The organism is Roseateles amylovorans (genome assembly GCF_025398155.2).
Taxonomy (GTDB): Bacteria; Pseudomonadota; Gammaproteobacteria; order Burkholderiales; family Burkholderiaceae_C; genus Roseateles; species Roseateles amylovorans.
The window spans coordinates 1,033,486-1,059,518 of sequence record NZ_CP104562.2 but is presented as its reverse complement, the minus strand read 5'-3'; the positions used below and the strand labels follow the sequence as shown (position 1 = coordinate 1,059,518).

Below are 26,033 nucleotides of genomic sequence, written 5' to 3'. Positions count from 1 at the left end.
CAACCGATCAGCCGTTCAACGGTTCAGCCGCTCAGCCGCTCAGCCGCTCACGAATAGAGTGTGGCCCGACCTTCACGCACGAAGCCCGCCAGCGTCAGGCCGCAGGCCTGTGCGGTGCGGATCGCCAGATGTGTCGGTGCGGAGACGGCAGCCAGCATCGGCATGCCCGCACCCGCGGCCTTCTGCACCATCTCGAAACTGGCCCGGCTGGTGACCGCCGCGAAGCCCGCAGCGGTGTCCGTTCCCGCCCGGGCCAGGGCGCCGATCAGCTTGTCGAGGGCGTTGTGGCGCCCCACGTCTTCACGGACCAGGCGCACCGCGCCATCCGGCCCGCACCAGGCCGCCGCATGGATGCCGCCGCTGCGTTGCTGCAGGGGTTGGGCCTCGGCCAATTCACGCATCGCGCGTGACAGCACCGGAATCAGCTGGGATCGATCCACCGGCAGCGCAGGCACCGGTTGAGCCGGTGGACGGAAGACCTGATCCAGGTTGTCGGTCCCGCACAGCCCGCAGCCGGTGCGCCCGGCCATGCTGCGCCGGCGCTCCTTGAGCAGCAGCTCGCAGCGCGCGGTCACCCGCAGTTGCAGGGCCACGCCGTTGGGGCGGGTCTGGATCTCGATATCCAACAGGTCCGCCGGGGTGGCGATCAGGCCCTCGCTGAGTGAGAAGCCGAGCGCGAAGTCCTCCAGGTCCAGCGGCGTGGCCAGCATCACCGCCTGCGACAGGCCGTTGTACTCCAGCGCCACCGGCACCTCTTCGGCCACCCATTCCTCGTCCTCGCGCGCCGGGCCGCCCAGACGGGTGGGGCGCACCGTGACCAGGGCCGACGGCAACGGGGCCTCAGTGTCGAAGGGGGAGGTCGGGCAGGTGGGGTTCATGGCGTCTGTGTCGGGGTCGGCGGCAGGTCGGGTTCCGGCTCCCCACGACCGGCAGGTGTGAGGTGGGCGAGCCAGCGGCCGCCGTCCTCGTCCACCGTCAGGCGGACCCAGCCAGGCCCGACCTGGTCACCCACCCGGGCCTCGCTCATCAAGGTGTAGAGGCGCAGCAGCACGCTGACCCGCAGGCCGGTGCGCTTGGCCAGACGGGGCAGGGACACGCCCTTGCCGCCGTCCAGTTCGGCCAGGGCCTGCAACGCCGCCCGGGCCTGCGCTTCGACCGGATCCTCGACGGCCTCGCCATCGCCGGCCGCATGGTCCGGCACCTCGGAGACATCGGCCTCCGAAGTGAGGGCTGGTCCCAGCGTCGGTTTCGGCGCCGGTTTCAGCACCGGTTTCGGCGCCGTTTCCCGCGCTGGATCGAGGAATCGGTCCACGGCAGCCGGCCTGTCGCGCTCAGGCGGTGGCGTCCGCGTCGGCGACGGCGCGGGCCTGCTCCTGCGGCAGCGGCTCATCCTGCGGACGCAGGGTCAGCACCACCGGAATCGACTTCGACGTGGGCGTGCCCGCACCGATGGACACGCTCGACAGCGGCACCAGCGCATTCGTCTCCGGGAAGTAGCTGGCCAGGCAGCCGCGCGGGATGTCGTACTCGATCAGCACGAACTTCTCCGCCCGGCGGGTGTCACCGTCGCTGTAGACGCTGGTGATGTCGACCCACTGGCCGGCCTTCATGCCGATCGCCTTCAGGTCCTCGCGATGGATGAAGACCACGCGGCGATGGCCCCAGACGCCGCGGTAGCGGTCGTCCATGCCGTAGATCGTCGTGTTGTACTGGTCGTGCGAGCGCACGGTGGCCAGGTTGAAGACGACGGTCTTGTGCTCGCGGGCCCGCTCCTGCGCCAGGTGGAAGGGCGTGTCGGTCGGCAGTCGGTGCGCAATGAAGTTGGCCTTGCCAGTGGGCGTGGCCCAGACCCGCTCGGACGCGGTGTTGCGCAGGCGGAAGCCGCCGGGCTGCTTGATCTTCTCGTTGAAGCCCTTGAAGTCGTCGAAGACTTCCTCGATCTTGTCGCGGATGCGGGCGTAGTCCTCCACCAGCCACAGCCACGGTGTCTTGCTGTGCTTGAGGGTGGCGGCGGCCAGGCGGGCGACGATCGCCGGCTCGGACATCAGATGCGCCGAGGCCGGGGCATTCATGCCGCTGGACAGGTGGACCATGCTCATCGAGTCCTCCACCGTCACGCCCTGCGGGCCGGCGGCCTGCATGTCGATCTCGGTGCGGCCCAGGCAGGGCAGGACCAGCGCTTCCTTGCCATGGATGACATGGCTGCGGTTGAACTTGGTGGTGACATGCACCGTCAGCTCGGCCGTCTGCAGCGCCTTCCAGGTGGCCACCGTGTCGGGCGTGGCCGAGGCGAAGTTGCCGCCCAGGGCGAAGAAGACCTTGCCCTTGCCGTCCAGCATCGCCTGGATGGCTTCGACCGTGCCGTAGCCGTTGGCCCGCGGCGGCTCGAAACCGAAGACCTTGCCGAGGCGGTCCAGGAACGCAGGCGCGGGCTTCTCGTAGATGCCCATCGTGCGGTCGCCCTGCACATTGGAATGGCCGCGCACCGGGCAGGCACCGGCACCGGGACGGCCCAGGTTGCCGCGCAGCATCAGCAGCGCCGCGATGTGCTGGATGGTCGCCACCGAGTGTTGATGCTGGGTGATGCCCATGCCCCAGCAGATGATGACGCTCTTGGCCTGCGCATACAGATCGCCGGCGGCGAACAGCTGCGCCTGCGACAGGCCGGATTCGGTCTCCAGCGCCGCCCACGACTCGGCGCGGATGCTGGCGGCGAATTCCTCATAGCCGGCGGTGTGCTCGGCGATGAAGTCCAGATCCAGCACGCGGGGCTGGCCGGCGGCCACGGCGGCGTCGTCGAGCTCGAAGACACGCTTGCACAGCGCCTTCATCACCGCCATGTCACCGCCGATGCGGACCTGGAAGTAATGCGTCGAGATGGGCGTGCTACCCAGGGTGGCCATTTCCAGCTTGTTCTGCGGATCGGCGAAGCGCTCCAGGCCGCGCTCGCGCAGCGGGTTGAAGCTGACGATCTTGGCGCCGCGCTTGGAGGCTTCGCGCAGCTCGCCCAGCATGCGGGGATGGTTGGTGCCCGGGTTCTGGCCGAACACGAAGATCGCATCCGCCTGCTCGAAGTCGTGCAGCGTGACCGTGCCCTTGCCGATGCCGATGGTCGGCTTCAGGCCTTGGCCGCTCGGCTCATGGCACATGTTGGAGCAGTCGGGGAAGTTATTGGTGCCGAACTCGCGCACGAACAGCTGGTACAGGAACGCGGCCTCGTTGCTGGCACGTCCGGAGGTGTAGAAGATCGCTTCGTCCGGCGTCGCCAGCGCATTGAGCTTGGCGGCGATCAGGTCGAAGGCGGCGTCCCAGGCGATCGGCTTGTAGCGATCGGTGGTGGCGTCGTAGACCAGCGGCTCGGTGATCCGGCCCAGGTTCTCGAGATAGAAATCGGACTGCTCGGCGAGCCAGCTCACCGTGTGCGCGCCCAGCACCTCGGGCGTGGCGCGGTGCGCGGTGGCCTCGGCGGCGACGGCCTTGGCGCCGTTCTCGCAGAACTCGAAGGTGGAGCGATGGTCGCGGTCGGGCCAGGCGCAGCCGGGGCAGTCGAAGCCGTCCGGCTGGTTGGCCGACAGCAGTGTCTTGGCGCCCTTCACGGCGATGCCCTGCTGCTGCAGATGCCGGGCCACGCTCTTGAGCGCGCCCCAGCCGCCGGCCGGTCCCTTGTAGAAATGAATCTTTTGTTCGGTCATGAGAGTTACCCCCAGTTCGAACGGGCCCTTTCAGGCCCGTTCAACGCCCCCCGAGGGGGTAGCGGGCCGGCACGCCGCCGGCCCGTCGCCGGGCGCCTCCGGCAGACATCGAGACGGCTCTCGGGGTCTGCCGGCACGCCGGGCGGTCGCAAGTATCAGCTGAAGAACTTCGCCGCGCTGAGCAGCGTGCGGTAAATCCCCCAAGCCAGAGGGATGCTCACCGCCGCCCAGGCCAGTGCGACCAGCGCCACCGGGGTGGCCTTGCCGGCACCCGGGCCGCTGCCCACTTCATTGGCGGCGGCCTTCTCGCTGGCCAGCTTCTTCTCGACGGCCAGTTCGGCGTCGGTCATGAAGTGCTTGTCGGCCACGGGGCGGATCATCAGGTTGGCGATCAGGCCGATCACCAGCAGGCCCACCAGGATGTACATGGTCTGGTTGTAGACCTGGTCCTTGGGGATGCCCAGGCCCAGCTGGTAGTCGCGCATGTAGTTCACGACGATCGGGCCGAGGATGCCGGCGGTGGCCCAGGCGGTCAGCAGACGGCCGTGGATCGCGCCCACCATCTGGGTGCCGAACAGGTCGCCCAGGTAGGCCGGCACGGTGGCGAAGCCGCCGCCGTACATCGACAAGATGATGCAGACCGCGCCCACGAAGGCCAGCTTGTGGCCGGCGGCCGCGCTGCTCGGCAGGCTGGCATACAGCAGGCCGCCCAGCACGAAGAACACGGTGTAGGTCAGCTTGCGGCCCAGCTTGTCCGACGCCGAGGCCCAGACGAAGCGGCCACCGATGTTGAACAGGCTCAGCAGCGCGGTGAAGCCACCGGCGATGGCGGCGATCGCGGCCAGTTGGCCCTTGTCCAGCTCACTGAACGGCAGTTCAAGACCGATCAGCTTGCCGCCGAAGATTTCCTGCAGCATCGGGCTGGCCATGCCGATCACGCCGATGCCGGCCGACACGTTCATGCACAACACGATCCACACCAGCCAGAACTGGGGAATGCCCCACACCTTCTTCACGTGCACATGGCGCTGCGTGATCATGGTGTTGGTGGCCTGGGCCACCGGCGGCGTCCAGCCTTCGGGCTTCCAGCCGGTCGGCGGCACGCGGTAACCCATCGCACCGGCAACCATGAACACGAAGTACACCAGCGCCATCACGACGAAGGTCTGCATCACGCCGGCGTCGGTCGGGGTGGCGAAGTGCTTCATCAGCTCCACCGCCAGCGGCGAGCCGATCATCGCGCCGCCGCCGAAGCCCATGATGGCCATGCCGGTGGCCATGCCGCGGCGGTCCGGGAACCACTTGATCAGCGTGGAGACCGGCGAGATATAGCCCAGGCCCAGGCCGATGCCGCCGATCACGCCCGAGCCCAGGATCATCATCCAGAACTGATGGGTGTGAATGCCCAGGGCCGACAGCAGCATGCCGCCGCACCAGCACACCGCGCTCACCAGGCCCGCCTTGCGCGGACCGGCGCGTTCCAGCCAACCGCCCCAGATGGCAGCCGAGCAGCCCAGGAACACGAAGAACAGGGTGTACATCCAGCCGAGGGTGGCGACATTCCAGTCACACGCGGTGGTGAACAGCTGGGCAAAGAAGCCGACGTCCTTGCCGCAGGCCGCGCCGGTACCGGCGGTCTGCATCATCTTGGACAGCGGCAGCCAGAACACCGAGAAGCCATAGGCCATGCCGATGCACAGATGGATGGCGAGCGCACTCGGCGGCACCAGCCAGCGGTTGAAGCCGGGAGCGGCAATCGTGCGCTCCTTGGCCAGCCAGCTCGATCCGCCGGGGGCGGCCGCCGACGGGTCGTTCAGCACTGAGGACATGGGTTCTCCTGAAAAGAAATTGAGCCGCCACGCGGCATTTATGGACGTCATCCGGCAGTCAGGACCCTCCTCCTGCCACCGGACGTTTGCGATCTTGCGGACAGATTTCCGCCACGGCATGCGTGTAACCACCAGCAGTTCAAGGCGGCTTCACGAGGGCGTGAGGACTCGCTCACCGGTTACAACCGGAAAAGATTGAGAACATCCCATCGCAACAGTCGCCATATTGACGCAAGTCATTGACAAACACTCACAACCCCACCCGCCGTTCGGACATCTATCGCACGAAACCGACGTTTGGTTGTGTCATGCAGGACCAGCGGTCTGACCGGGGCGCCACCCGGACCGGGAGACGCACCAAAGGGCGTTTCGCGCCCTGCACCGGTGCTGGGCACAGGCACGTCAAGCGGGCGTCACCGCCATGCCTGCGAGGCCCTACCGCAGCGAAATCGCGATGCCATCGCACATCCGAGCGAAAGCTCGTGCACGAACATCGCACCAGAGATGAACATCGACCTGCCCATCGGCTCGAGCCCGGCCCATCGATCGGGTCGATGAGGCGGTCCCGGCGGCCTGATAAAGGTCGCATTCGCGCCCCGTTGGCATGGCGTTGTGGCTTGAACACCGGCGCTTGGGCCGCTCAGCCGCCGTCCCTGGCGAATGCAGGCTTGACCGAGCACGAAGGCCGACACCTCGTTTCCAAGCGCGATCGAACACCCCCGAGCGCCGGAAACGATCGTGCGACGGGCGCCATCCGCGGTGCCGGCTGTCCCGGATGGGGCAGGACAAGCCACGCGCCGGCCCTGACGATTCGAATTCCTCCCATCCTGGCCGCGCCGATGCCGCCTCTCGGATCCGGCATCGCCACCCGCCCCCCCGTCTTCTGATCCACCGAAGTCCTGCCATGACGACCCACCCTCAGCGCACCGCGCCCCCGCCCCCGACTGAACCGAGCGCCACGCACGCGGCCTCTGGCGCCCACGGCGCCGCGCCGATGTCCTCTGGCTGGGCCGCCACGCTGCTGGCCGCCATCGCCGGCTATGTGGACACCCTGGGCTTCGTCGCGCTGTTCGGCCTGTTCACCGCCCATGTGACCGGCAACTTCGTGCTGATCGGTGCGGAGCTGGTCCGGCCGGGCCATGGCGTGCTGTTGAAGTTCCTGGCTTTCCCGGCCTTCGTGCTGGCGGTCGCGGCCTCTCGGGTGATCGCCCTGTGGCGGGAGTGCCAGGGCCGACCCGCCCTGCGCACCCTGCTGCTGGTCCAGGCGGTCTTGCTGCTGGGCTTCATGGCGGCGGGCATGGTGGGGCATCCCATCCGCGGCACCGATGCGCCGTGGCCGATCGCGGCCGGCCTGCTGGGCGCGGCGGCCATGGGCCTGCAGAACGGCACCGGTCGCCTGCTGCTGTCGAAGCTGACGCCGCACACCGTCATGACCGGCAATGTCACCCAGTTGGTGCTGGAGCTGACGGATTTCCTGCTGGGCCATCGCAACCCGGAAGTGCGCGGCCGCGTGGCCAAGCTGGCCTGGCCGATTGCCTCCTTCGGGGCCGGCGCGATCCTCGGCGCGCTCGGTTATGTGCAATTTGGCTTCATTGCCCTGCTTCCCGCCGCCCTGGCGGTACTTTTCCTGGCGCGACGCGGGATTGCGGCCTAGAGTCGAGCTGCAGAAGGCTCAAAGACTGCGCGCGGCAGTCACCGGAGAGGTCCTGGATGGCTCCTCATGCAATCGTCCGGTTGTCCTACACGCGCTAGCGGCATCGCCTCACGCCTGGGACACGCTGCCGGGTTCACAGTTGTCCCTAACCGATCTCGCCGATCGGCCTAGCCCTTCAAGCAATCAAGGAGAGACTGATGAACGCGACCAAATCCCTTGTGACCGGCGCCGTCGCCCTGACCGCTTTCGCCAGCGTGCTGGGCCTGGCTTATGCCCAGGTGGAAAACCCGACCGACACCACCCAGACCCCCGCCATGCAGCAGCAGCAACCGGCTCAGACGACCGACCAGGTCGCCCCGGCTGAGCAGAGCATGCCGGCGAACGACCCTGCGGCCAACAACGCAGCACCGCAGTCGCAGATGCAGTCGGAGGCTCAGTCCACCCAGTCGACCCAAGCCCAACAGCCGGCCGACCAGTGGCAGAACCAGAACCCGACCAGCCAGCAGGATCCGCTGCCGACCGAGCCGACCAGCGCCGGCACCCCGGCCCCGCGCGCCGACCGGAACTGATCGGCCTGAGCCGATCTGATTCGGATCGACTTGTCCCCCACCCACCCTGAGCACCGCCCATGTTGCGCGCTTCCAGCGGTTACGAAACCGGCGACCCGCCCGATGAGGCGGCGTCTCCGGTGACGCCGATGACGCCGGCCACGCCGGCCAGTCCCCTGCGCGAACGCGCCGGGTGGGCGCTCCAGGGATTGGGTCTAGGCGTGGTGGCCGCGCTGCTCGCCTGGCCGGTCGCCACTTATGTGATGAAGCAGGTGCGCCATACGCCGCCGGCTGTCGTCGCCTCCTCTTCACCGGTCCGCCCGGTCGTCCAAGCCCCCGCGCCAGTGCCGCGGTCCGGCACGGCCGATTTCGGAAAGACCAAAGCCTCTCTGCAAGCGCGCCAATTGGCCCAATGGGTCATGGCGGGCTTCGATCACGGCGGACGCCCATTCGCGATCCTGGACAAGCGTCAGGCGCAGGTGTTCGTCTTCTACCCCGATGGCAAGCTCGCCGGCTCGACGCCGGTGCTGCTGGGCTACGCCTCCGGGGATGACAGCGTTGCGGGCATCGGGCTGCGTCCGATCGCCGAGGTACGCCCCTCCGAACGCACCACGCCCGCAGGACGCTTTATCGCCCAGCCGGGCAAGAACGCCCTGCACGAAGACGTGCTCTGGGTGGATTACGACGCCGCGGTGTCCATGCACCGGGTGCGGGTCACCAACCCGGCCGAACGGCGTTTGGAGCGTCTGGCTACGCCCTCGCCCAAGGACAACCGGATCAGCTACGGCTGCATCAACATGCCGGTGAAGTTCTTCGAGAACCAGCTCTGGCCGATCCTCGGCAAGCGCGGCGGCATCGTGTATGTGCTGCCGGAGAAGAAAACCGTCGAGACGGTTTTCGCCGATCAGATGCGGCGTGCCAAGGCCGGTCAGGCGACCTGAGCCACACGGTTTCAAAAACTCACGCCTCGTTGACGACCGCTTTCTTGCAGTGGTGTCACGCCCCGCACGCGAGCTTCGGCTCGCGTTTTCGCTGATGCCTACGGCGATCGCGGCCGTCCAACGCAACAAGCGCCGATGCGCGGCGCCCCCCGTGGTCCTTGCTGCCGGCTGTCCCCTGGATCGTGAATTGCTGTCGCCACGACAAGCAATGAACACAGGAGACCTTGCATGCCCCCCGCCACGCCCCGCTTTCGACCGTCTGCCATCACCCACGGGCTGGCTCAGGCGCTGAGGTCCGCCGGCGCCGCGCCACGTCTGGCCGCCACCACCACCCAACTGGCGCTGAGAGCGGCCGGCGCTTTGGGCGCCGCGGGCGCGGTGAGCGCCGTGAGCGCGATCGCCCTGGGCCTCGCCTCCGACCCGGTCCAGGCCCAGGTCAGTACCGCCACCGTGCGCGGCCAGATCACCGTGCCGGCAGCGGCCACGACGTCGCCCACGGCACAACCGCCAGGCGCCGGGCTGTCCGTGCTCGCCGTCAACCGTGCCAATGGCACGACCTACCGGGCGCGCACGCAGCCGGATGGGCGCTACCTGCTGGTCGGTCTGGCGCCGGGCAGCTACGAGTTGCGGCTGGCCAACGCCGCCGGCGCGGTGATCAAGACTGATCAGATCACCCTGGCCGTCGGCGAGATCGCCTCCCACGACCTGGAGGCGGGCCCCTCGACCGCCACCGATGCCGCTGCGGCGGACGGCGCGACGGTGGTGCAACTGGGCACGGTCACCGTCGCCGGTTCGTCCATCCGACAGGGCGTGCGTGATCCGCAGGTGGGCACCACCGTGTCGCAGAAGATGATCGAGGCGCTGCCGCAGAGCACCCGCAACTTCCTCAGCGCGGCCGATCTGGCGCCGGGCGTGTCCTTCTCCAGCGATGCCAGCGGCGTGAGCCGCCTGCAGTCCGGCGCTCAGAACAGCGACCATGTGAATGTGTTCATCGACGGGGTCGGCCAGAAGAACAACATCCTGCGCGGCGGGCTCAGCGGCCAGGACAACTCGCGCGGCAATCCGTTTCCGCAGTCGGCCATTGCGCAGTACAAGGTGCTGACCCAGAACTACAAGGCCGAGTTCGATCAGGTCAGCAGTGCGGCCATCACCGCAGTCACCAAGTCCGGCACCAACGAGCTGCACGGCGAGGTGTATGGGGACCGCACCGGCACCAACTGGCGGGCGATGAATGCGCTGGAAAAGGAGCGCGAGGCCCAGGGCGTGTCGCGTCCGAGCTCGCAGAAATACGAGTACGGCGGCAGCATCGGCGGGCCGATCGTCAAGGACCGTCTGCACTTCTTCTTCGCCTATGACGGCAAACGCATCGAGGATTCCCGCCAGATCGCTGGCCAGAACTTCGAGAAGCTGCCGGACGCCGGCATCGTCCCGGCGCTGCGTGGGCGGCGCGGCAACCAGGTCGATCCCTTCGATGAGGATCTGCTGTTCGGCAAGCTCGATGCGCAGCTCGATGACGCCCATCGCCTGACCTTCACCGCCCGCCTGCGACGCGAGACCGACCGCATCGCCGAAGACCGCAACCTCTCGCTGCCCGGCAATGACAAGGAACGCCAGAACGACGAGACCCGGATCGACCTCAAGCACGAATGGACCCGCGACGACTGGCTCAGCGAAGCCCGGGTCGGCTATGAGGACTACGAATGGAATCCCGCGTCGGCCTCGGACACGGCCTTCGTCCGCTACAAGGTGTCCACCGCCGTGCCGCAGGCCTTGGCAAGCTCCCAGGACGTGATCCTGGACGGCGGCTCGCCCGATGCGCAAAAGCGCAAGCAGCGCGGCATGTTCCTGTCAGAGGAACTGAGCTACACCGGCTTTGATCGTCATGTCATCAAGGGCGGCGTGAAGATGAAGGACATGCGCTACGACCTGAGCGGCACGGCCAACGCGGTGGACATCGTCGATGTGCTGATCGACCGCAGCACCGGCCTGCCCTACTGGGATGGCGCCAACTGCCTGGGCACCAACATCTCCAACAACGGCAGCACCAGCGACCAGTGCAACATCCGTCGCGCCGTAGCGCCCTCGGTGGCCAACTTCAAGAACCGCCAGTGGGGCCTGTACCTGCAGGACGACTGGAGCCTCAGCGCGAAGCTCGAACTCAACCTGGGCCTGCGTTGGGACTATGAAGACAACATGCTCAACAACGGCTATGCCACGCCCACCGACCGCGTGGCTGCGCTGTTCGCCGCGGACGTGACCCGATTCGGCATCGCCCCCGCCGCGGGTCAGACCTATGCCCAGTCGCTGGCCAAGGGCGGCATCGACATCAGCCAGTACATCAGCAGCGGTCAATCACGGCAGGCGTTCAAGAACGCCTTTGCGCCACGGGTCGGCTTCTCCTACGACGTCCTCGGCAACCGCGCCACGGTGGTGTTCGGCGGCTACGGTCGCAGCTATGACCGGACGATGGCCAACCATGCGCTCGACGAGCTGCAGAAGAACCAGCCGGCGAACGGCGAGATCTGGCTGATTCGCAACGATCTGAAGATGCCCTATGCCGACCAGTTCAGCATCGGTCTGCGGCAGGCGCTCTCGCCCACCTGGAACGGCGAGATCGCCCTCAGCCGGGTGGAGGAGAAGAACCAGTTCGCCTGGTTCAGCGGCAACCGCGATCCCAACGGCGGCTTCGGCACCCAGAGCGCCGTCGATCCGCTGTGGGGCGGCCCGAATGGCTATGGTCAGTTGGTGCTGGGTGATGCCATCGGCCGCTCGCGCACCGATGCCGTCTTCCTGAAAGCCGAGCGGCCGTACAACGAAGCCACCGGCTGGACGGCCACGCTGGCCTACACCTACAGCGAGCCCAAGACCACCAACCGCGAGTGGACCAACGACATTTTCGACTGGACCTACGGCCGCCCCGGCCGCGGCTGGAATCCGAGCACGCTGGTGGACCGCCACCGCCTGGTGGGCGCCTTCATGACCGACAAGCTGCTGCCCTGGGGCATGAGCTTCTCGGCCAAGGCCACCTACGCCAGCGGCTTCATCCGCCGGCTCACCAACTGTGTCCAAGGCGCGGACGCCTGCGTGCTGCAGTCGAGCGACTCGCCCAGCTACCGGCAGGTGGACATCAGCCTGGGCAAGGAGTTCCGCTACGGCATCCACCGCGTGGGGCTGCGGCTGGATGTACTGAACCTGTTCGGCGCGGACAACTTCAACGGGTTCGACGACTGGGTGGGCACCGCCCCGGCAGCCGGGCAACCCGCCAACCGCCTGGGCGGCGACAACCTCAACCTCGACAAGCCCAACAGCGCCCGAGGGGACAACCGCGCATTGCGGGTGGTGATGAACTACAAGTTCTGAGGCATTGGCATTGGCATTTGCATCGGCAGTGGCGTGGGCATTCGCATCCGGGGCCCATGACGAGTGGCCGGCCGCACGGTGGTGGCGCTATGCTGGCCCACTCCTTTCAAGTGGGGACACAGGTGCCATGACGACTGCCTTGCTCATCATCGACGTCCAGCAGGCGCTGTGCGTAGGCGAATACGCGTGCCATGACATCGACGCCGTGATCGGGCGCATCAACGGCTTGATCGCGCGAGCTCGCGACACCGGCACGCCGGTGATCTTCGTCCAGCATGAGGAAGCCGACTCGGGCCTCCTGACCCACGGCAACGACGGCTGGCAGCTCGATGCGCGTCTGGCCGCACGCCCCGAGGACCCTCGCGTTCGCAAGACCGCACCCGACGGATTCCATCGCACCGAGCTGAGCGCCACGCTGCAGGCCTTGGGTGTCGATCACCTGGTGATCTGCGGCCTGCAAAGCGACTTCTGCGTCGATACAACGACCCGTCGTGCGCTGTCGCTCGGCTTCGGGGTGACGCTGGTCGAAGACGGCCATTCCACCATCGCCAACGGTGAGCTGACGGCGCCGCAGATCAGGGACCATCACACCTTGATCCTGCGCCATCTCCACAGCTTCGGCCCCGCGATGAGCGCGAAGCCGGCGGCGGAGATCCATTTCGATCCACGGTGATCGTTGGGGGATCGAAGGCATCCGCGAGGCGCAGGGTCATGTCGGCAATCTCGGCAATCTCGGCGATGGCGGCCATGTCGGCCATGGCGACCATGTCGTCCGACCCCGCGCACTCACTGCCCGTCATGCCAAACCACCATGCGCATCGCGGACGTCACTTCAATGCCGCAAGGCGCGACAAGGTCTCATCGCACTGATCCAGCGTCGCAATGCATTCAAGGCCGCGGGTCTCGACCTCGGCCATCAGCACCAGCCAGGCGTTGAGCCCGTCCAGCGTGACCTTGGTGCGGGCGGTTCGGCTCCAGCCCCGTTCGGCCAGCTGCCCCAGGTAAATCCAGGTCTGTCGCCGCGACAGGCCCGACAGCTGACCGATGCACGCTTGCGACACCGGCAGCGCCAGGCTGTTCGTCGCCCCGCCGGCCGGCGCGGTGCTGGTGAGCGCGGTGGCCAGAGTGGCCAGCACACTGACCAGCCGCTGCAGGCCATTGCCGGCCAGGCGCATGGTGATCTGATCCTGCAAGCGGGACGCGGTGGCCGCATAGAGCTCGCCGGTCTCGGCACTGCGTTGGAGTGCATCCCGGTCGCGCACCCGGGTCAGCGGGATGTGCAGCGTGGTCACATCGACCAGGGCGGTGACGTCATAACGCGCCGCGAGCTTGCCCAGCGGGGAATCCGCGCCGATCACATCGCCCAGCCACAAGGCGGCCACCGCCACGCGGGTGTCCGCCGCCACCGGGGCGGCCAGGAACGCCGCACCGCCGCTGATGGCAATCCATTCCGCCAGCGGGCTGCCGGCGGAGATGATCGTCTGCCCGCGGCGATAGGTCCGCACCTGGCCGTCCGACAGCCAGTGATCCGCGGCGCCATCGATGGGCGTTGCTCGCTTCCCTCTTGAACTCATGGGGTGTGGTGATGATGGTCGCCGCCAGTGCTCCGCCCTCCACGTCCAGGCGCGGATGCAGTGCGGCGAGGGTTGGTTATAGAAGCGGACAGGCGTCAGCGATCGCTGGATAAGGCCGGTGCCTGCCGCCCCAAATGAGGCTTGACGCGCCAGGCCGGTCCTGCGTGCCGATGCCGGCTCACCAGATCGACAGGCTGCGCGCGAGCACCCGCTGCAGCCAGGTGCGGGACGACGCCTCCGACACATCGCCCTGTGCCACGCTCTCCAGGCTGGCATTGACCACATCGCGGGACGACACCACGTTGCCGGGCCGGATGTCGCGCGGATTGACGATGCCGGAGAAGCGCAGCGTGCTGACGCCCTTGTTCAGACCCACATTGCGCTCGCCGGCCACCAGCAAATGGCCGTTCGGCATCACATTGATCACGCTGACCGCGACCTGGGTGACGAAGCTGTTCTCGGTCTCGGTGGTGCCGGAGCCCTTGAACGAGTCGCTGCCCGCTGCGGACGCATCCGCATTGAGCAGCCGGTCGACGATGCCCACACTGCTTCGCCCGCCCGGCCCCTTGACCGACAGCTTGTTGTCGCGGCTGGTGTCGGTGGTCTGCTTCTGGCGCGCCTTGATCGAGTCGTCGATGTCCACCTTCATCGTGTCGCCGATCGCGCTGGGGCGGCGCTCACCGGAGAACAGCGAGGTGGTGGCCATGCTGGCCTGATAGATGGCGCCGTTGTTGGGACGCTCCAGATACATCGGGGCCTGCGGCGGCGTCACCACCATCGGCCCCGGCACCGTGGGCGTGGGCGCACTGGCGCAAGCGGCCAGCATCAGCGAGGCCAGCGCCGCCAACGCGGTTGACGTGCAGCGGGCGACCACCGTCGTGCGGGCGCCCGGGGTCGGGTGTCGCGCCGTGGGGCGATCATGTGGATCACACGGATCGATGGTGAACATGCTCTCTCTCCCTGAAGTGATGTCGGCCGCAGGTCGCGTTCCGGTGGTTCCGGGTGCGTCGGAGGTCCTGATGAACGCCCGAGCGGCGCCTGCGGTCTGCGGTCGTTCGCTCAACTCTCGAAGCCGGTGATCAAGGCTTTCACCACCGGTGCGATCTTGTGGCGGGTTGGCGCCCATCGGGCCAGACCCAGGTTCTGGTCGATCTGATAACTGCTGGTGGCCATCAAGGTGCCGTCGGCCCGATGCAGGCTCAAGGCGGCGGCGCTCAGGTTGGGCCGATAGCCGCTCGCCATCGGCGGCACGCCCCATTCGATGGTGGCCACATACCGCAGCCAGACGCCGCATTGCTGCAGGCCGGTCCCCGGCTCATAGACCCGGCTCTCGACGCCCTGACCGCGCAGCTCCGCCTGCAGCGCCGGCACCAGATCCTCCAGCGGCGCGTTGCGGTTGTATTCAATGCAAAGGTCGCGCACCGGCGCATCGCCGTGATGCACCGTGTGACTGGCCTTGGCCGGCGCGGCGGTGGCGATCGCGGCGGAAGTGGCCGTGCCCGTGGCCTTGACCAGCTCCCATGCCGGCAAGGGGCTGAGCACCGAACAGCCGCCCAGCAGTGCGGCCATCAGCGGCAGGACCAGCCCCAGCGTCCACGGGTGGGGCGACGCGGTCAGGCCTTGCCCTCCGCGCCTGCGCCGCATCGGCGTGGGCTCCTGGGCGGACAGAGCCCGGACGCCGCCGCCCTGCTCCGACGCGGCGCTCCAGGCGGGCGGGGCAGGCCGCTCGCTCATGCCAATTCATCCAGGATGGCGCCGCCCGCCAGCGCGCCGAGGACGCCGTAACCGGCCACGGTGGCGACCACATTGACGGCGCCATCCACCAGTTGCCCGCCCAGGTCGGACAGGCCGGTGGCCACCGCCTGGGTGCCGTCGCCCACGCCTTGCGCCACCCGGCCGGCCGCCTTCGACAGCCCGTGCAGCACGTCCGCGCCCGCATCGGACATCTCGCCGACCGCGTCGCCCACCACATCGGCGGTGGATTCGGCCAGGGCGACCAGGCTTTGCGGACTGAAGGTGGCGGTGACGCCGAGCACCGGCAGGCCGATCGTCAGCCCAACTTCGGGTGACGACGCGCGCGGCGTCGGCGGCGCGGCTGCCGATGCGGCACCGCCTGCGGCGGCCGAGCGGCCGGCATCGGTCGATACGCCGGTGTCCGATGTTGCGGAAATGCGATTCATCGTGCGGGCCTCCGCGATCGGTCGATCAAAGGCGGGCGGCCAGCGACAGGGTGTCGGTGGTCGTCGCCGGGGAGCCCCCTGCGATCGCAGCGGCGGGTGCGGAAGCAGCGAAAGGCGCAGATGGCGCGGAAGGCGCAGACCGCCCTGACGCAGGGGCCGCCGATGCCGCCATGCCGGACCGAACGCCCGTCGACGCGGCAGCGGAAGACCCACCCGCCGGGGCGGCCGGGGCGGCCGGGGCGCTGGCCTGGGCGTTCTTCAACAGTTTGGAGAAGTCGCCCGCCGGCGGGGCGGAGGGCGCGGTGCGCGCGGAGGTGCTGGCGGGCACGGCGGCAGCGCCGTGGGCCGACTTGGAAGCGGCGTGGACTTGCATGGCGAAGCTCTCGTTCAAGGGTGTGAACGGATTCTTCGCAAACTTGAGCCTGGACAAGGCTCGATAACGCAGGGATCCGGCGCGATCCCAGCCGCCTGGGTGATGTGGTTCACCGAAGCGTGGGCGCAGCGCCGCGCGCTGCGCACGGCGGGTCCAGGCGACGCCCGGGCCCCGCGCGGGCGATCAGCGCCCGTCGAGCTGGTGGCTCATCACTTCTGCCCACTCATCCCAGGTGGACTCATGGACTTCCAGCCCATCCAGCGGCGGTGCCGCTTCGGGCTCGGTCGCCGGCGCCTGACGGCGCTGCAGCAGCAGATCCGTCTGGCGCAGGATGCGTTGCATCACCAGGCTGAACTGGTGTTGGTGGTGCGGGGGTTGGACCCCCAGTCCCTCGTTGTGGCCGTACCGCATGTTGTTATCTCCCGTCGAGTGCTCACTATCGGCGCGGGACGGCGGACGGGATATCCCACCATGGGGTGTATCAGCATGTGTCTGGATGGGATCGGGGGCGGATCCGGTAGGGGGCCGGGAAAGGATCCGGGAGGGATCTTGGAGGAGACGGGGGAGGCCCTCAGGCGGAGGTCGGACCGGTTCAGATCACCTGTCGGAGCAAGGCATACAGGGCCAGCGCACCCGACACCAGGGCAAAGACCGTCTTCATGGAGCGGCTGGCAATGAAGGCGCCAATCAGGCTGGACACCAGGATGGCGGCAAAGATGTAGTTCGTTTTCATGGGGCGCGATTGTGGCGCCGCCTCAGAGGGCCGGACGGTTGATTTCGACCGTGATGTGAACCAGTTCCTGATGCACGGCCAACAGTTGCTTGAAGTCGGCCGGCGTGGCGTCCGACGTGGTGACCAGCGCCACGATGCAGGCGTACTGCGCCCGGCCCACCCGCCACACATGCAGGTCGGAGATCGACGCCGGCCACGGGCTGGCCTGAATCACCTCGCGGATCTCGGCCACCACCGGGGCGTCCATCTCCGCATCCAGCAGCACGCGGCCGGTGTCAATCAACAGCCCTCGGGCCCAGACCGCGACCAGCACCGCGCCGACGATCCCCATCACCGGATCCAGCCAGTCCGCCCCCCACCAGCGCCCACCGAACAGCGCCACGATCGCCAGCACCGAGGTCGCCGCATCGGTCAGCACATGGACATAGGCCGCGCGCAGGTTGAGATCATGCTGGGCAGGGCCGGCGGCGACGGTCCCAATCGGCGCGCGCGGTGCGTCGTCCGCATGACCATGACGATGAACGCCATCGTGGTCGTGGTCGTGGTCGTGGTCGTGGTCTTGGTCGTGGTCGTGTCCGTGTCCGTGTCCGTGTCCGTGTCCGTGTCCGTGTCCGTGTCCGTGTCCGTGATGATGGTGTCCCCCGCGCAGCAGCCAGGCGCAGGCCAGGTTCACCAGCAGACCCACCGCGGCCACGGCGATGGCCTCGTCGTAATGGATCGGCGAAGGCGTCATCAGCCGCTCCACCGACTGGAACAGCATCAATCCGGCCACGCCCACCAGCAGCAGCGCACTGCTGAAGCCGCCCAGGATCTCGATCTTCCAGGTCCCGAAGGCGAACCGACCATGGCCCGCCCAACGCCGGGCGGCGCCGTACGCCAGCACCGCCACGCCCAGCGCCACGGCATGAGAGCTCATGTGCCAGCCGTCCGCCAGCAGCGCCATCGAATTGAACACATAGCCGCCCACGATCTCCGCCGCCATCATGAGCACGGTCAGCAGCACCGCCCATCGGGTGTTGCGCTCGGCCAGCGGATTGCCTTCATCGAAGACATGCGAGTGATGCCAAGGAGTGGGCGTTGGTGGGATCGTTGGAGACATGGTGGTCAGGGTGGCAACGGGCGCGGGGCGGACAAACTGGGGCGAGTGGGCGGAGCGAATGAGCGGAGCGAATGGGCGAAGCGACTGGGCGAAGCGACAGGGCGGCCGAATACTCCCCCCCAGTATAAGCAGCCCCCTCGGCAGGGCTTCTAGAATGCGCCGATGGCACATACCGTCACCGGGAAGAAGAAGCTGCTCACCCGCATCCGCCGCATCCAGGGCCAGACCGCGGCGCTGGAGCGCGCCGTCGATCAGGGCGCCCAGGACGCCGATTGCCTGGCGGTGCTGCAGCAGATTGCCGCCATCCGCGGCGCCGTCAACGGCTTGATGGCGGAGGTGCTGGAAGGCCATGTGCGGGAGCACCTGGGCGATCCCGACCTGGATGCCGCCGCCCGCGCCCGGGACACGGACGCCGTCATCACCGCACTGAAATCCTATCTGCGCTGACCTCGCGCACGCCGTTTGCCGGGCGATCGCTGCGGCGCCGCCGCGGAGCAAGCCGCATGCCAAATGGGCTACGCAGGAACGCGGACGGCCCTGCGGACCGCCAACGGTAGACTGCGCCGCACTGCAGCGACTGACCTTGGGGAACGGCTTGGAGCCAGAACAGAATTCAGCGGTACGGGTGGTGGTGCTGGGCGGATCCGCCGGCAGCATCGAAGTGCTGGGCACCGTGCTGTCCGGACTCCCGGAGGAGCCCGGCTTCGCCGTGCTCGTCATCACCCATCTCGACCCGAATGAAGAGACGCGGCTGCCGGAGTTGCTGCAGCCGCGCACGGTGCTGCCGGTCGAGCGGCTGGAGCATCTGCGCAAGATCGAACATGGCCGCATCTATGTGATGCCGGAGAACGCCAGCGTGATGGCGCTGGACGGCCACTTCCGGGTGACCCGTCGACCGCCGGGCCTGCATCTGCCGATCGACACCTGCCTGGCGTCGATGGCGCAGGATCCGGACGTCAATGCCGCCGTGGTGATCCTGTCTGGCGCGGGTCAGGACGGCGCGGCCGGCATCGTCGACCTCAAGGCCGCCGGCGGCCTGGCCATTGCCCAGGCCCCGCAGACCGCCGCCCATGACGGCATGCCCACTGCGGCCATCAACACCGGCCTGATCGACGATGTGCTGCCCCCGGCCGACATCGCACCGAGCCTGGTCCAGCGCTTTGGCCGACCGGACACCCTGCCCGCCGCGACCGGCGCCGAGACCCCGGACCCCAACGCCGATGCGCTGGAAACCGCCCTGGCGCTGGTGCAGCAAAAGGCCGGCGTGAACCTGGGCTATGTGAAGGACGTCAACCTGCGCCGGCGCTTCCTGCGACGGGTGCTGCTGCAGAAGGACCGCGACGTGGGCGGCTACCTGCAGCTGTTGCGAGTCGATCCCAAGGAGGCCGCCAGCCTGCGCGACGATGTGCTGATCGGCGTCACCGCCTTCTTCCGCGATGCCGAGTTCGTCAACGTGCTGCGGCAGACGGTCATCCCCAAGCTGCTGGAGCTGCGCCACGATCCGATCCGGATCTGGGTGCCGGCCTGCTCCACCGGGGAAGAGGTCTACACCATCGCCATGCTGCTGCGGGACGCGCTGCAGAGCGAGGGCTCGAACCGACGGGTGCAGATCTTCGGCACCGACATCAACGAAGCCTCGATCGAAACCGCCCGCGCCGGCCGCTACACCGCCGCCGCGCTGGAGAACGTGCCGCAGCCGTTCCGGGACTCGGCCTTTGTTCCCAGCAACGGCGGCTACCTGGTGGCCAAGGAACTGCGCGAGATGTGCGTGTTCGCGCGGCACAACCTGCTCACCCATGCGCCCTTCTCCGGCATGGGCCTGATCAGCTGCCGCAACATGCTGATCTACCTGCGCAAGGAAGCCCAGCAGCATGTGTTCGAAGTGCTGCACTACGCCTGCCGGCCCGACGGCTTCATGATCCTCGGCCGCGCCGAGGCCGCCTCCGCCGCGGACGGCTTCGAGCATGCCGGCGCGCCGCATCTGTTCCGCAAGCTGAGCGCGGCCCGACGGCCGCGCCCGCTCTTCCCGATCGACGCCCTGCGCCCCTGGGCCAGCGAGGGCAACACGCCCCGCGCGGCCATGCCGCCGCAGCCCGACCGGGTGGCGGAAGCGGCCAACCGGGTCGCCCTGGCCCGCTATGCGCCGCCGGGCTTCGTGGTCAACGACAACGGCGACGTGGTGCAGTTCCGCGGTGATGTCGCGGCCTTCATCTCGCCCGCCAGCGGCGAGGCCACGCTGGCGCTGCCGCGCCTGCTGCACTCCGAGCTCAATGTGCCGGTGCGCACCGCGCTGATCGAGGCCAAGCGCACCGCCCAGCCGGTGCGACGCGAGCGGGTGCAGCTCAATGAGCTGCGTTATGTGCTGGAGGTGCTGCCGTTCGAGGCCGAAGGCGCGGCCCGGCATTTCCTGGTCACGCTGGCGCCGCAGTTCGACGACATCGGTCCCAGCCTGGTGTTGCCGTCGCAGCCGCCGCGCATGGACGATCTGGAGCGCACCGTCACCACCCTGTCCGACGAGCTGGAGGCGACCCAGGCGCAGCTCAAGACCATGGTCAGCGAGTTCGAGTCCGCCAATGAGGAACTGCGCACCGCCAATGAGGAGATGCTCAGCACCAACGAGGAACTGCAGAGCGCCAATGAGGAATTGCAGAGCGCGAAGCAGGAGCTGGAATCGGCGAACCAGGAGCTGATCTCGCTCAATGACGAGCTCAAGTCCCGCAACGACGAACTGGATCTGGTCAATGACGATCTGAGCAACCTGGTCGAAGGCATTCCGCTGCCGGTGGTGTTGCTGGATCGGCAGCACAAGCTCCGGCACGCGTCGCCGCAGGCGGCGCAGCTGTTCGGGCTCTCGCCGGGCGACATCGGCGAGCCCATCAGCCAGGTCAGCAGCCGTTTTGCGGTGGGCGACCTGGAACAGCTGGTGCAGACCGCTGTGCAGGGGCTGGCCGCGGTCGAGCATGAATACCAGGACAACGAGCGGCACTGGTGGATGATCAATGTGCGGGCCTACCGCACCTCCGACGACCGCATCGACGGCGCGGTGATCGCCTTCCAGGACATCCATGAGCTCAAGTGCGCCCTGGACAGCGCCCAGCGCGCCCGCGGCGATGCCGAGCGGGCCAACATCGCCAAGGACGAGTTCCTGGGCATGGTCTCGCATGAGCTGCGCGCGCCGTTGAACGTCATCGCGGGCTGGGCCTCGGTGCTCCGGCAATCCCAGGAGCGGCAGATGCTGAGCGAGGCGACCGCCACCCGGGCGATCGCCACCATCCTCAAGCATTGCCAGTCGCAGTCGCAGTTGATCGACGATCTGCTGGACGTCTCGCGCATCGCCTCCGGCCATCTGGCGCTGGAGATGCGCCCGATCGACCTGAGTGCCAGCCTGCGTGCGGTGACCGAAAGCCAGGCGCCCACCGCCGATGCCAAGGGCCTCACCCTGCAGGCCGGCGGGCTGCAGCAGGCCCATCGGATCCAGGGCGATCCGCGCCGGGTGCAGCAGATCATCGCCAACCTGCTGGGCAATGCCCTGAAGTTCACACCCAATGGCGGGCGGGTCACCGCCACCCTGAGCCGGGTCGGCGCCATGGTGGAACTGGCGGTGGTGGACAACGGCATCGGCATCCGCGCCGATCAGTTGCCTCGCCTGTTCGACCGATTCACCCAGGCCGACAACAGCCGCACCCGCGAATACGGCGGCCTGGGTCTGGGGCTGTCGATCGTCAAGCATCTGGTGCTCGCCCACGGCGGCACGGTGACGGCGTACAGCGATGGCGAGGGCCGCGGCACCCGCCTGACGGTGCGCTTCCCGGCGATCGACTTCTCCGTGACCCCCAGCGACGATGCCCCCGCGGTTCGCAATGTGGCGGCACATGACCTGACCGGGCTGAGCCTGCTGGTGGTGGACGACGATCCCCATGCGCTGGAGGCGGTGGAGCACCTGCTGCGGACCACCGGTGCGGCGGTTCGCACCGCCGGCTCGGTGGCGGCGGCGCGCGAAGCGCTGGACCAGGGCCGCATCGATGCGCTGGTCAGCGATGTGGCCATGCCTGGCGCCGACGGTTATGCGCTGATCCGCGATCTCCGCGAACGAGAGCGCCGCGGCGCCTTCGATGCCAAGGCCTCGGCTGCGGACGGCGCAGTGGTCACTGCGGCCCATCGCGTGGTCGCCATCGCCCTCACCGGACTGGCCACGCTGCAGGATCGGGACGAAGCGATTGCCGCAGGCTTCGACGATCACATCGCCAAACCGGTCGATGTGGACCTGCTGATCGAGAAGCTCGTGCTGGCGCTGCCGCGCTGAGACCGCATTGATGCCGCGCTGAGGCCGCGGGCGGACGGCGGCGTCCCACGCCGGCCTGTGGCCCGCCGCGCCCGCCGCAGCGGGCCATCCGTGCGCAAACCCCGTAGGCATCGGGGACAGCGGTCGTCCCCCTCAGCGCTCGCCAGCGCACACAGGGTCAGGCGAGCGATCTGGCCTGGGCATGTGCATTGCCGATTGGGAGCAGAACAGCGACGCCCCGAGGAGCCAGCGCATGAGCCTTTCGCCCGACCTTCAGCCGGTGCCATTCCAGCCCGACATGGAGCAGACCGAACCCGGCGAGATCGAGACCATCCGGGAACTGGTCGAGGTCTTCCTCGACATGGCCCACACCGTGGCCGACACCGAGGGCCACGCCTTTCGCGCGGTACATGCCAAGGGCCACGGCTTGCTGCGCGGCACGCTCACTGTCCTGGACGACCTGCCCCCGCCCTATGCCCAGGGCCTGTTTGCCCAGCCGGGTCGATACGACGCGCTGATGCGGCTGTCCTCGCCGCCCGCGGAGCAGCTCTCGGACCAGGTGTCCACCCCGCGCGCGCTGGCCCTGAAGCTGATGCGGGTGCCCGGCGAACGGGTGCAGGAGTCCTGGGACCACGACACGCAGGACTTCCTGATGGTCAACGGCCCGGCGTTTTCGCGCGCCGGACCCAAGGACTTCCTCAAGGATGTGAAGCTGCTCGCTGCCACCACCGAAAAGGCGCCCCACGCCAAGGAACTGCTGTCCAGCGTGCTGCAGGGGGCGGAGGCCATGATCGAGGCCGTGGGCGGCGAGAGCGCGCAGCTCAAGGCGCTGGGCGGGGAACCGCAGGCCCATCCGCTGGGCGAGACCTACTTCTCGCAGACGCCGTTCCTCTACGGGCCGTACATCGCCAAGTTCTCGATCGCGCCGGTGTCGCCGTCGTTGACGGCGCTCACCGACCAGCGGCTGCAGGGGGATGACGACGATCTGCTCCGGCATGCGGTGTCCGCCTTCTTCGCCCACAACGGCGAGCCCGCCGAATGGGAGCTTCGTGCGCAGCTGTGTACCGACCGGGACCGGATGCCGGTGGAGGATGCGTCGGTGCGCTGGCCGGAGGAACTGAGCCCGTGGGTGGCCGTGGCCTCGCTGCGGATCCCGCAGCAGCAGAGCTGGCTGCAGGGGCGCAGCCAGGTGGAGGAAGACGAGCTCGCCTTCGACCCCTGGCATGCGCTGGCGGCCCATCGGCCGCTGGGTGCGGTCAATCGGGCGCGCCGGGTGGTGCTGGAGGCCTCGCGTCAGTTCCGCGGGTCATTCAATCGCTGCCCGATCCACGAACCGCGGCTCACGCGCCGGGCCTGAGGCCACCGAAGGACGGGACGCAACGCCGGGGATCAGGCGTGCGGCGCGGTGGTGCCGGGGACGATGGCCTCGACCTTCGGGGCCGACGGCGCTGGGTGCACCCTCTGTCCGCTCTGGTCGCTCTCTCCGCTCTGTCCGCTCTGCGCCTGCTGATGACGACCGCGCTTGACCTCATACATGCGCGCGTCCGCCAATTGCAGGGCTTCTTCAGCGCTCAGGCCGACCGGATTGAGGGCGACCACGCCGACGCTGGCGCCGGCGTAATGCAGCACCTGCTCACCCAGCTCGAAGCGGCCAACGGTGGCCAGGGTCGCGCGCTGCTGCAACGTGCGTGCGGCCAGTTGGGGCTCGCCCCGGTCGATCTGCGGGCCGTTGGGTGCCGGGGCATCGGTCATGTCGGCGCCGGGGCCGACCACCACGAACTCGTCGCCGCCCATGCGGGCCAGCAGGTCCGAGCCGCGCAGTTCCAGTGAGAGTCGCTGGGCCACGGCTTGCAGGAAGCGGTCGCCCACCTGATGGCCATAGCGGTCGTTGATGGCCTTGAAGCCATCGAGATCGATGCAGCCCACCAGCACGCTGGTGCCGTCTCGCACGGCGCGATTGAGCAAGCGCTGCAGGTCGTCGAACAGCGCGCGCCGATTCGGCAGGCCGGTCAGCGCATCGGTCAGCGCATAGGTGGTGAGCCGTTCATTGGCAGTGCGCAGGTCCGCCATCAGGCGCTCGCGCTGGATGAACTGGCTGACCAAGGTCGAGAAGAGCCGCAGCAGGTGTTCCGCTTCCGGTGGGATGGTTTCGCGCCGCGCGCTTGCGGCGCACAGCGTGCCGAGCAGTTCGCCATCCTCGCTGCGGATCGGCGAGCTGACATAGGTCTGGATGCCGAGCTCGCGGGCGGCGACGGAATCCGACCAGCGGGTGGCGACCTCGTTGGTGGCCAGACATCCGCTGTCGAGCGCGCGCTTGCACAGCGTGTCCTCCCAGGGCACGGTGCGGCCTTCGGGGATCTGCAGGTGGCCGACATTGCGGGCGATCTGGACCGTCTGCGACCCGTTGGCCAGATCGATGGTGGTGAAGTAGGTCGACTCCAGGCCGGTCACCGTGCCCAGCATCTCCAGCAGCGGGCGGGTGAGTTGGTCGAGATTCCGCGCCGCAGGAACGGAGGAAGAAAGCTGGGCGAGCAGGGCATCCAAGATCGAGGTCGGTGTCGGTTGTGGGGTCTGTTCGCCATATTGTCACAAGTCGGACAGGCCGATCCCTCCGCCCGGCGCCGTCCAACGACCAGTCATCCGCGCGGGACCGGCTTTTGCCGCTGCGGCGCCATGCGCCATCCACCCGGCGCCGGAGAACCCCATGGCCACCGAGATCTTTCCCGAGACCCCGTCCGATCAGCCCGACGACCGGGCGCGCGCCTCTGCCGCGTCTTCTTCGGCCACCAACACCCTTCGACCGATCACCCGCGAGGGCCACTACCGGGGCGTGACTTACGTCGTCGAGGCGATTCCGGTGGGCGACACCGATTGGCGCGCCCACTTCCGACTGACGGACCTACCGATCAGCGGGGACGACGACAGCCTGCATCCGTCGCTGGATGCCACCTGGGCCACCGAGAACGAGGCCCTGAGTTACGCCACCGAAGCGGCCTGCCATGCGATCGAAACCCGGGAATTCGGACGTCCGCAAGGCCAGGGCCACGGCAGCGGGTCCACCGCACGCCGGACCGACTCGCTGGGGCAATGAGATGACGCGGCAATAAATTCGCTTGCAATTGATTTGCGTGCGAGTTAAAGTTCAACCCATGGCACGCAACACCTCCTCCACCGGCAAGGCCACCACGGTCCGCAGCAAGTCATCCGCACTGGATGCCACGCCGTCCGCATCGGCCAGCGTGCCGCTCGAACTGGATCAGCAGCTTTGCTTTGCGCTCTATTCGACCATGCTGGGCTTCAACAAGGTCTACCGCGATTTGTTGAAGGACCTGAATCTGACCTATCCCCAGTACCTGGTGATGCTGGTGCTCTGGGAGCGGGACGGCCTGACCGTGGGTGAAGTCGGCGAGCGTGTCTTCCTGGACTCCCCCACCCTGACCCCGCTGCTCAAGCGCCTGGAAGCCGCCGGCTTCGTGGCCCGCACCCGGTCCGCAAAGGATGAACGCCAGGTGCTGATCACCCTGACCGACGAAGGCCGCGCCCTCCAGCAACGCACCGCCCACCTCCCGCAGTGCATTGCCAAGGCGGCCGACAGCCCGCTCGATGAGATCCTCGACCTCCGCGACCGCCTGCTCAGGCTGCGGGGACGAATGTCCCGCAGCAGCGCCTGACCGCCTGACACGCGGCCACGGCCACGCCCGGTTCCCCTGCGCCTCGTCGCGCCTTCACTTTCTCAAGTCCACGAGTTCACCATGCTGCGATGTCGTC

The 26,033-nt window shown here is 68.2% G+C and carries 23 protein-coding genes; 11 read left to right on the top strand and 12 right to left on the bottom strand.

What is annotated here, in order from left to right; genetic code table 11:
• Positions 1–47 precede the first annotated feature (47 nt).
• The 4 genes from fdhD to N4261_RS04590 form a co-directional block, all read right to left on the bottom strand.
• Entirely contained in the window at positions 48–878 is an 831-nt protein-coding gene (gene fdhD / locus N4261_RS04605; protein ID WP_261759041.1) for a formate dehydrogenase accessory sulfurtransferase FdhD, read from the bottom strand.
• Positions 875–1,312: a hypothetical protein gene (locus N4261_RS04600; RefSeq protein WP_261759040.1), complete on the bottom strand. Its 438-nt coding sequence runs from the start codon at positions 1,310–1,312 to the stop codon at positions 875–877. Before N4261_RS04600 ends, fdhD begins: the two co-directional genes overlap by 4 nt.
• A gap of 19 nt (positions 1,313–1,331) precedes the next feature.
• Positions 1,332–3,692, bottom strand: a complete 2,361-nt coding sequence (locus N4261_RS04595) for an FdhF/YdeP family oxidoreductase (protein ID WP_261759039.1) — start codon at positions 3,690–3,692, stop codon at positions 1,332–1,334.
• A gap of 155 nt (positions 3,693–3,847) precedes the next feature.
• Positions 3,848–5,521: an OFA family MFS transporter gene (locus N4261_RS04590; protein WP_261759038.1), complete on the bottom strand. Its 1,674-nt coding sequence runs from the start codon at positions 5,519–5,521 to the stop codon at positions 3,848–3,850.
• 904 nt (positions 5,522–6,425) lie between these two features.
• On the opposite strand from N4261_RS04590, the gene N4261_RS04585 reads away from it, so the two are divergent.
• The 5 genes from N4261_RS04585 (at position 6,426) to N4261_RS04565 (ending at position 12,697) form a co-directional block, all read left to right on the top strand.
• Positions 6,426–7,175: a YoaK family protein gene (locus N4261_RS04585; protein WP_261759037.1), complete on the top strand. Its 750-nt coding sequence runs from the start codon at positions 6,426–6,428 to the stop codon at positions 7,173–7,175.
• 197 nt (positions 7,176–7,372) lie between these two features.
• Positions 7,373–7,744, top strand: a complete 372-nt coding sequence (locus tag N4261_RS04580) for a hypothetical protein (protein WP_261759036.1) — start codon at positions 7,373–7,375, stop codon at positions 7,742–7,744.
• 59 nt (positions 7,745–7,803) lie between these two features.
• Positions 7,804–8,664 carry a hypothetical protein gene (locus N4261_RS04575; protein ID WP_261759035.1) on the top strand — a complete coding sequence of 287 codons (861 nt, stop codon included), beginning with the start codon at positions 7,804–7,806 and terminating at the stop codon, positions 8,662–8,664.
• 228 nt (positions 8,665–8,892) lie between these two features.
• Complete coding sequence (locus N4261_RS04570; RefSeq protein WP_261759034.1) at positions 8,893–12,024, top strand: TonB-dependent receptor; 3,132 nt, start codon at positions 8,893–8,895, stop codon at positions 12,022–12,024.
• Positions 12,025–12,151: 127 nt separating this feature from the next.
• A complete protein-coding gene (locus N4261_RS04565; protein ID WP_261759033.1) occupies positions 12,152–12,697 on the top strand; it encodes a cysteine hydrolase family protein in 546 nt (181 codons plus the stop codon).
• Positions 12,698–12,851: 154 nt separating this feature from the next.
• Here N4261_RS04565 and N4261_RS04560 read toward each other — a convergent pair whose 3' ends face one another.
• The 4 genes from N4261_RS04560 to N4261_RS04545 form a co-directional block, all read right to left on the bottom strand.
• Entirely contained in the window at positions 12,852–13,598 is a 747-nt protein-coding gene (locus N4261_RS04560; protein WP_261759032.1) for a Crp/Fnr family transcriptional regulator, read from the bottom strand.
• Positions 13,599–13,776: 178 nt separating this feature from the next.
• Complete coding sequence (locus tag N4261_RS04555; RefSeq protein WP_261759031.1) at positions 13,777–14,547, bottom strand: flagellar basal body L-ring protein FlgH; 771 nt, start codon at positions 14,545–14,547, stop codon at positions 13,777–13,779.
• Between the two features lie 110 nt (positions 14,548–14,657).
• A complete protein-coding gene (locus tag N4261_RS04550) occupies positions 14,658–15,332 on the bottom strand; it encodes a cell division protein FtsI (protein WP_261759030.1) in 675 nt (224 codons plus the stop codon).
• Positions 15,329–15,778, bottom strand: a complete 450-nt coding sequence (locus N4261_RS04545; RefSeq protein ID WP_261759029.1) for a hypothetical protein — start codon at positions 15,776–15,778, stop codon at positions 15,329–15,331. The genes N4261_RS04550 and N4261_RS04545 overlap by 4 nt, the downstream gene beginning before the upstream one ends.
• 170 nt (positions 15,779–15,948) lie before the next feature.
• Between N4261_RS04545 and N4261_RS04540 the strand changes: the two genes are divergently transcribed.
• The gene (locus tag N4261_RS04540) at positions 15,949–16,218 is read left to right on the top strand and encodes a hypothetical protein (RefSeq protein ID WP_261759028.1); all 270 of its coding nucleotides are present in this window, start codon (positions 15,949–15,951) and stop codon (positions 16,216–16,218) included.
• A 116-nt stretch (positions 16,219–16,334) separates the two neighbouring features.
• Here N4261_RS04540 and N4261_RS04535 read toward each other — a convergent pair whose 3' ends face one another.
• The 3 genes from N4261_RS04535 to dmeF form a co-directional block, all read right to left on the bottom strand.
• Entirely contained in the window at positions 16,335–16,562 is a 228-nt protein-coding gene (locus N4261_RS04535; RefSeq protein WP_261759027.1) for a hypothetical protein, read from the bottom strand.
• 181 nt (positions 16,563–16,743) lie between these two features.
• Positions 16,744–16,884 carry a hypothetical protein gene (locus N4261_RS04530; protein ID WP_261759026.1) on the bottom strand — a complete coding sequence of 47 codons (141 nt, stop codon included), beginning with the start codon at positions 16,882–16,884 and terminating at the stop codon, positions 16,744–16,746.
• A gap of 22 nt (positions 16,885–16,906) precedes the next feature.
• Positions 16,907–17,983 carry a CDF family Co(II)/Ni(II) efflux transporter DmeF gene (gene dmeF / locus N4261_RS04525; protein WP_290428848.1) on the bottom strand — a complete coding sequence of 359 codons (1,077 nt, stop codon included), beginning with the start codon at positions 17,981–17,983 and terminating at the stop codon, positions 16,907–16,909.
• 162 nt (positions 17,984–18,145) lie between these two features.
• Here dmeF and N4261_RS04520 point away from each other — a divergent pair, with 162 nt between their 5' ends.
• The 3 genes from N4261_RS04520 (at position 18,146) to N4261_RS04510 (ending at position 23,622) form a co-directional block, all read left to right on the top strand.
• Complete coding sequence (locus N4261_RS04520; RefSeq protein ID WP_261759025.1) at positions 18,146–18,430, top strand: metal/formaldehyde-sensitive transcriptional repressor; 285 nt, start codon at positions 18,146–18,148, stop codon at positions 18,428–18,430.
• A 148-nt stretch (positions 18,431–18,578) separates the two neighbouring features.
• Entirely contained in the window at positions 18,579–22,286 is a 3,708-nt protein-coding gene (locus N4261_RS04515; protein ID WP_261759024.1) for a CheR family methyltransferase, read from the top strand.
• Between the two features lie 232 nt (positions 22,287–22,518).
• Entirely contained in the window at positions 22,519–23,622 is a 1,104-nt protein-coding gene (locus tag N4261_RS04510; RefSeq protein WP_261759023.1) for a catalase family protein, read from the top strand.
• Positions 23,623–23,654: 32 nt separating this feature from the next.
• On the opposite strand, the gene N4261_RS26015 is transcribed toward N4261_RS04510, so the two are convergent.
• Positions 23,655–24,809 (bottom strand): GGDEF domain-containing protein, encoded by a 1,155-nt coding sequence (locus N4261_RS26015; protein WP_290428847.1) that lies wholly within the window; start codon positions 24,807–24,809, stop codon positions 23,655–23,657.
• A gap of 160 nt (positions 24,810–24,969) precedes the next feature.
• Between N4261_RS26015 and N4261_RS04495 the strand changes: the two genes are divergently transcribed.
• Both N4261_RS04495 and N4261_RS04490 read left to right on the top strand, forming a co-directional pair.
• Complete coding sequence (locus N4261_RS04495) at positions 24,970–25,356, top strand: hypothetical protein (protein ID WP_261759022.1); 387 nt, start codon at positions 24,970–24,972, stop codon at positions 25,354–25,356.
• Positions 25,357–25,414: 58 nt separating this feature from the next.
• Positions 25,415–25,936 (top strand): MarR family winged helix-turn-helix transcriptional regulator, encoded by a 522-nt coding sequence (locus N4261_RS04490; protein WP_261759021.1) that lies wholly within the window; start codon positions 25,415–25,417, stop codon positions 25,934–25,936.
• Positions 25,937–26,033 lie beyond the last annotated feature (97 nt).

Coding starts and splice junctions, on each gene's coding strand:
- N4261_RS04585 (WP_261759037.1), top strand. CDS start 6,426: ATGACGACCCACCCTCAGCGCACCGCGCCCCCGCCCCCGACTGAACCG.
- N4261_RS04565 (WP_261759033.1), top strand. CDS start 12,152: ATGACGACTGCCTTGCTCATCATCGACGTCCAGCAGGCGCTGTGCGTA.
- N4261_RS04555 (WP_261759031.1), bottom strand. CDS start 14,547: ATGTTCACCATCGATCCGTGTGATCCACATGATCGCCCCACGGCGCGA.
- N4261_RS04545 (WP_261759029.1), bottom strand. CDS start 15,778: ATGAATCGCATTTCCGCAACATCGGACACCGGCGTATCGACCGATGCC.
- N4261_RS04575 (WP_261759035.1), top strand. CDS start 7,804: ATGTTGCGCGCTTCCAGCGGTTACGAAACCGGCGACCCGCCCGATGAG.
- N4261_RS04560 (WP_261759032.1), bottom strand. CDS start 13,598: ATGAGTTCAAGAGGGAAGCGAGCAACGCCCATCGATGGCGCCGCGGAT.
- N4261_RS04520 (WP_261759025.1), top strand. CDS start 18,146: ATGGCACATACCGTCACCGGGAAGAAGAAGCTGCTCACCCGCATCCGC.
- N4261_RS04590 (WP_261759038.1), bottom strand. CDS start 5,521: ATGTCCTCAGTGCTGAACGACCCGTCGGCGGCCGCCCCCGGCGGATCG.
- N4261_RS04490 (WP_261759021.1), top strand. CDS start 25,415: ATGGCACGCAACACCTCCTCCACCGGCAAGGCCACCACGGTCCGCAGC.
- N4261_RS04535 (WP_261759027.1), bottom strand. CDS start 16,562: ATGCGGTACGGCCACAACGAGGGACTGGGGGTCCAACCCCCGCACCAC.
- N4261_RS04570 (WP_261759034.1), top strand. CDS start 8,893: ATGCCCCCCGCCACGCCCCGCTTTCGACCGTCTGCCATCACCCACGGG.
- N4261_RS04580 (WP_261759036.1), top strand. CDS start 7,373: ATGAACGCGACCAAATCCCTTGTGACCGGCGCCGTCGCCCTGACCGCT.
- N4261_RS04550 (WP_261759030.1), bottom strand. CDS start 15,332: ATGAGCGAGCGGCCTGCCCCGCCCGCCTGGAGCGCCGCGTCGGAGCAG.
- fdhD (WP_261759041.1), bottom strand. CDS start 878: ATGAACCCCACCTGCCCGACCTCCCCCTTCGACACTGAGGCCCCGTTG.
- N4261_RS04510 (WP_261759023.1), top strand. CDS start 22,519: ATGAGCCTTTCGCCCGACCTTCAGCCGGTGCCATTCCAGCCCGACATG.
- N4261_RS04495 (WP_261759022.1), top strand. CDS start 24,970: ATGGCCACCGAGATCTTTCCCGAGACCCCGTCCGATCAGCCCGACGAC.
- N4261_RS04595 (WP_261759039.1), bottom strand. CDS start 3,692: ATGACCGAACAAAAGATTCATTTCTACAAGGGACCGGCCGGCGGCTGG.
- N4261_RS04530 (WP_261759026.1), bottom strand. CDS start 16,884: ATGAAAACGAACTACATCTTTGCCGCCATCCTGGTGTCCAGCCTGATT.
- dmeF (WP_290428848.1), bottom strand. CDS start 17,983: ATGTCTCCAACGATCCCACCAACGCCCACTCCTTGGCATCACTCGCAT.
- N4261_RS04540 (WP_261759028.1), top strand. CDS start 15,949: ATGCCGGACCGAACGCCCGTCGACGCGGCAGCGGAAGACCCACCCGCC.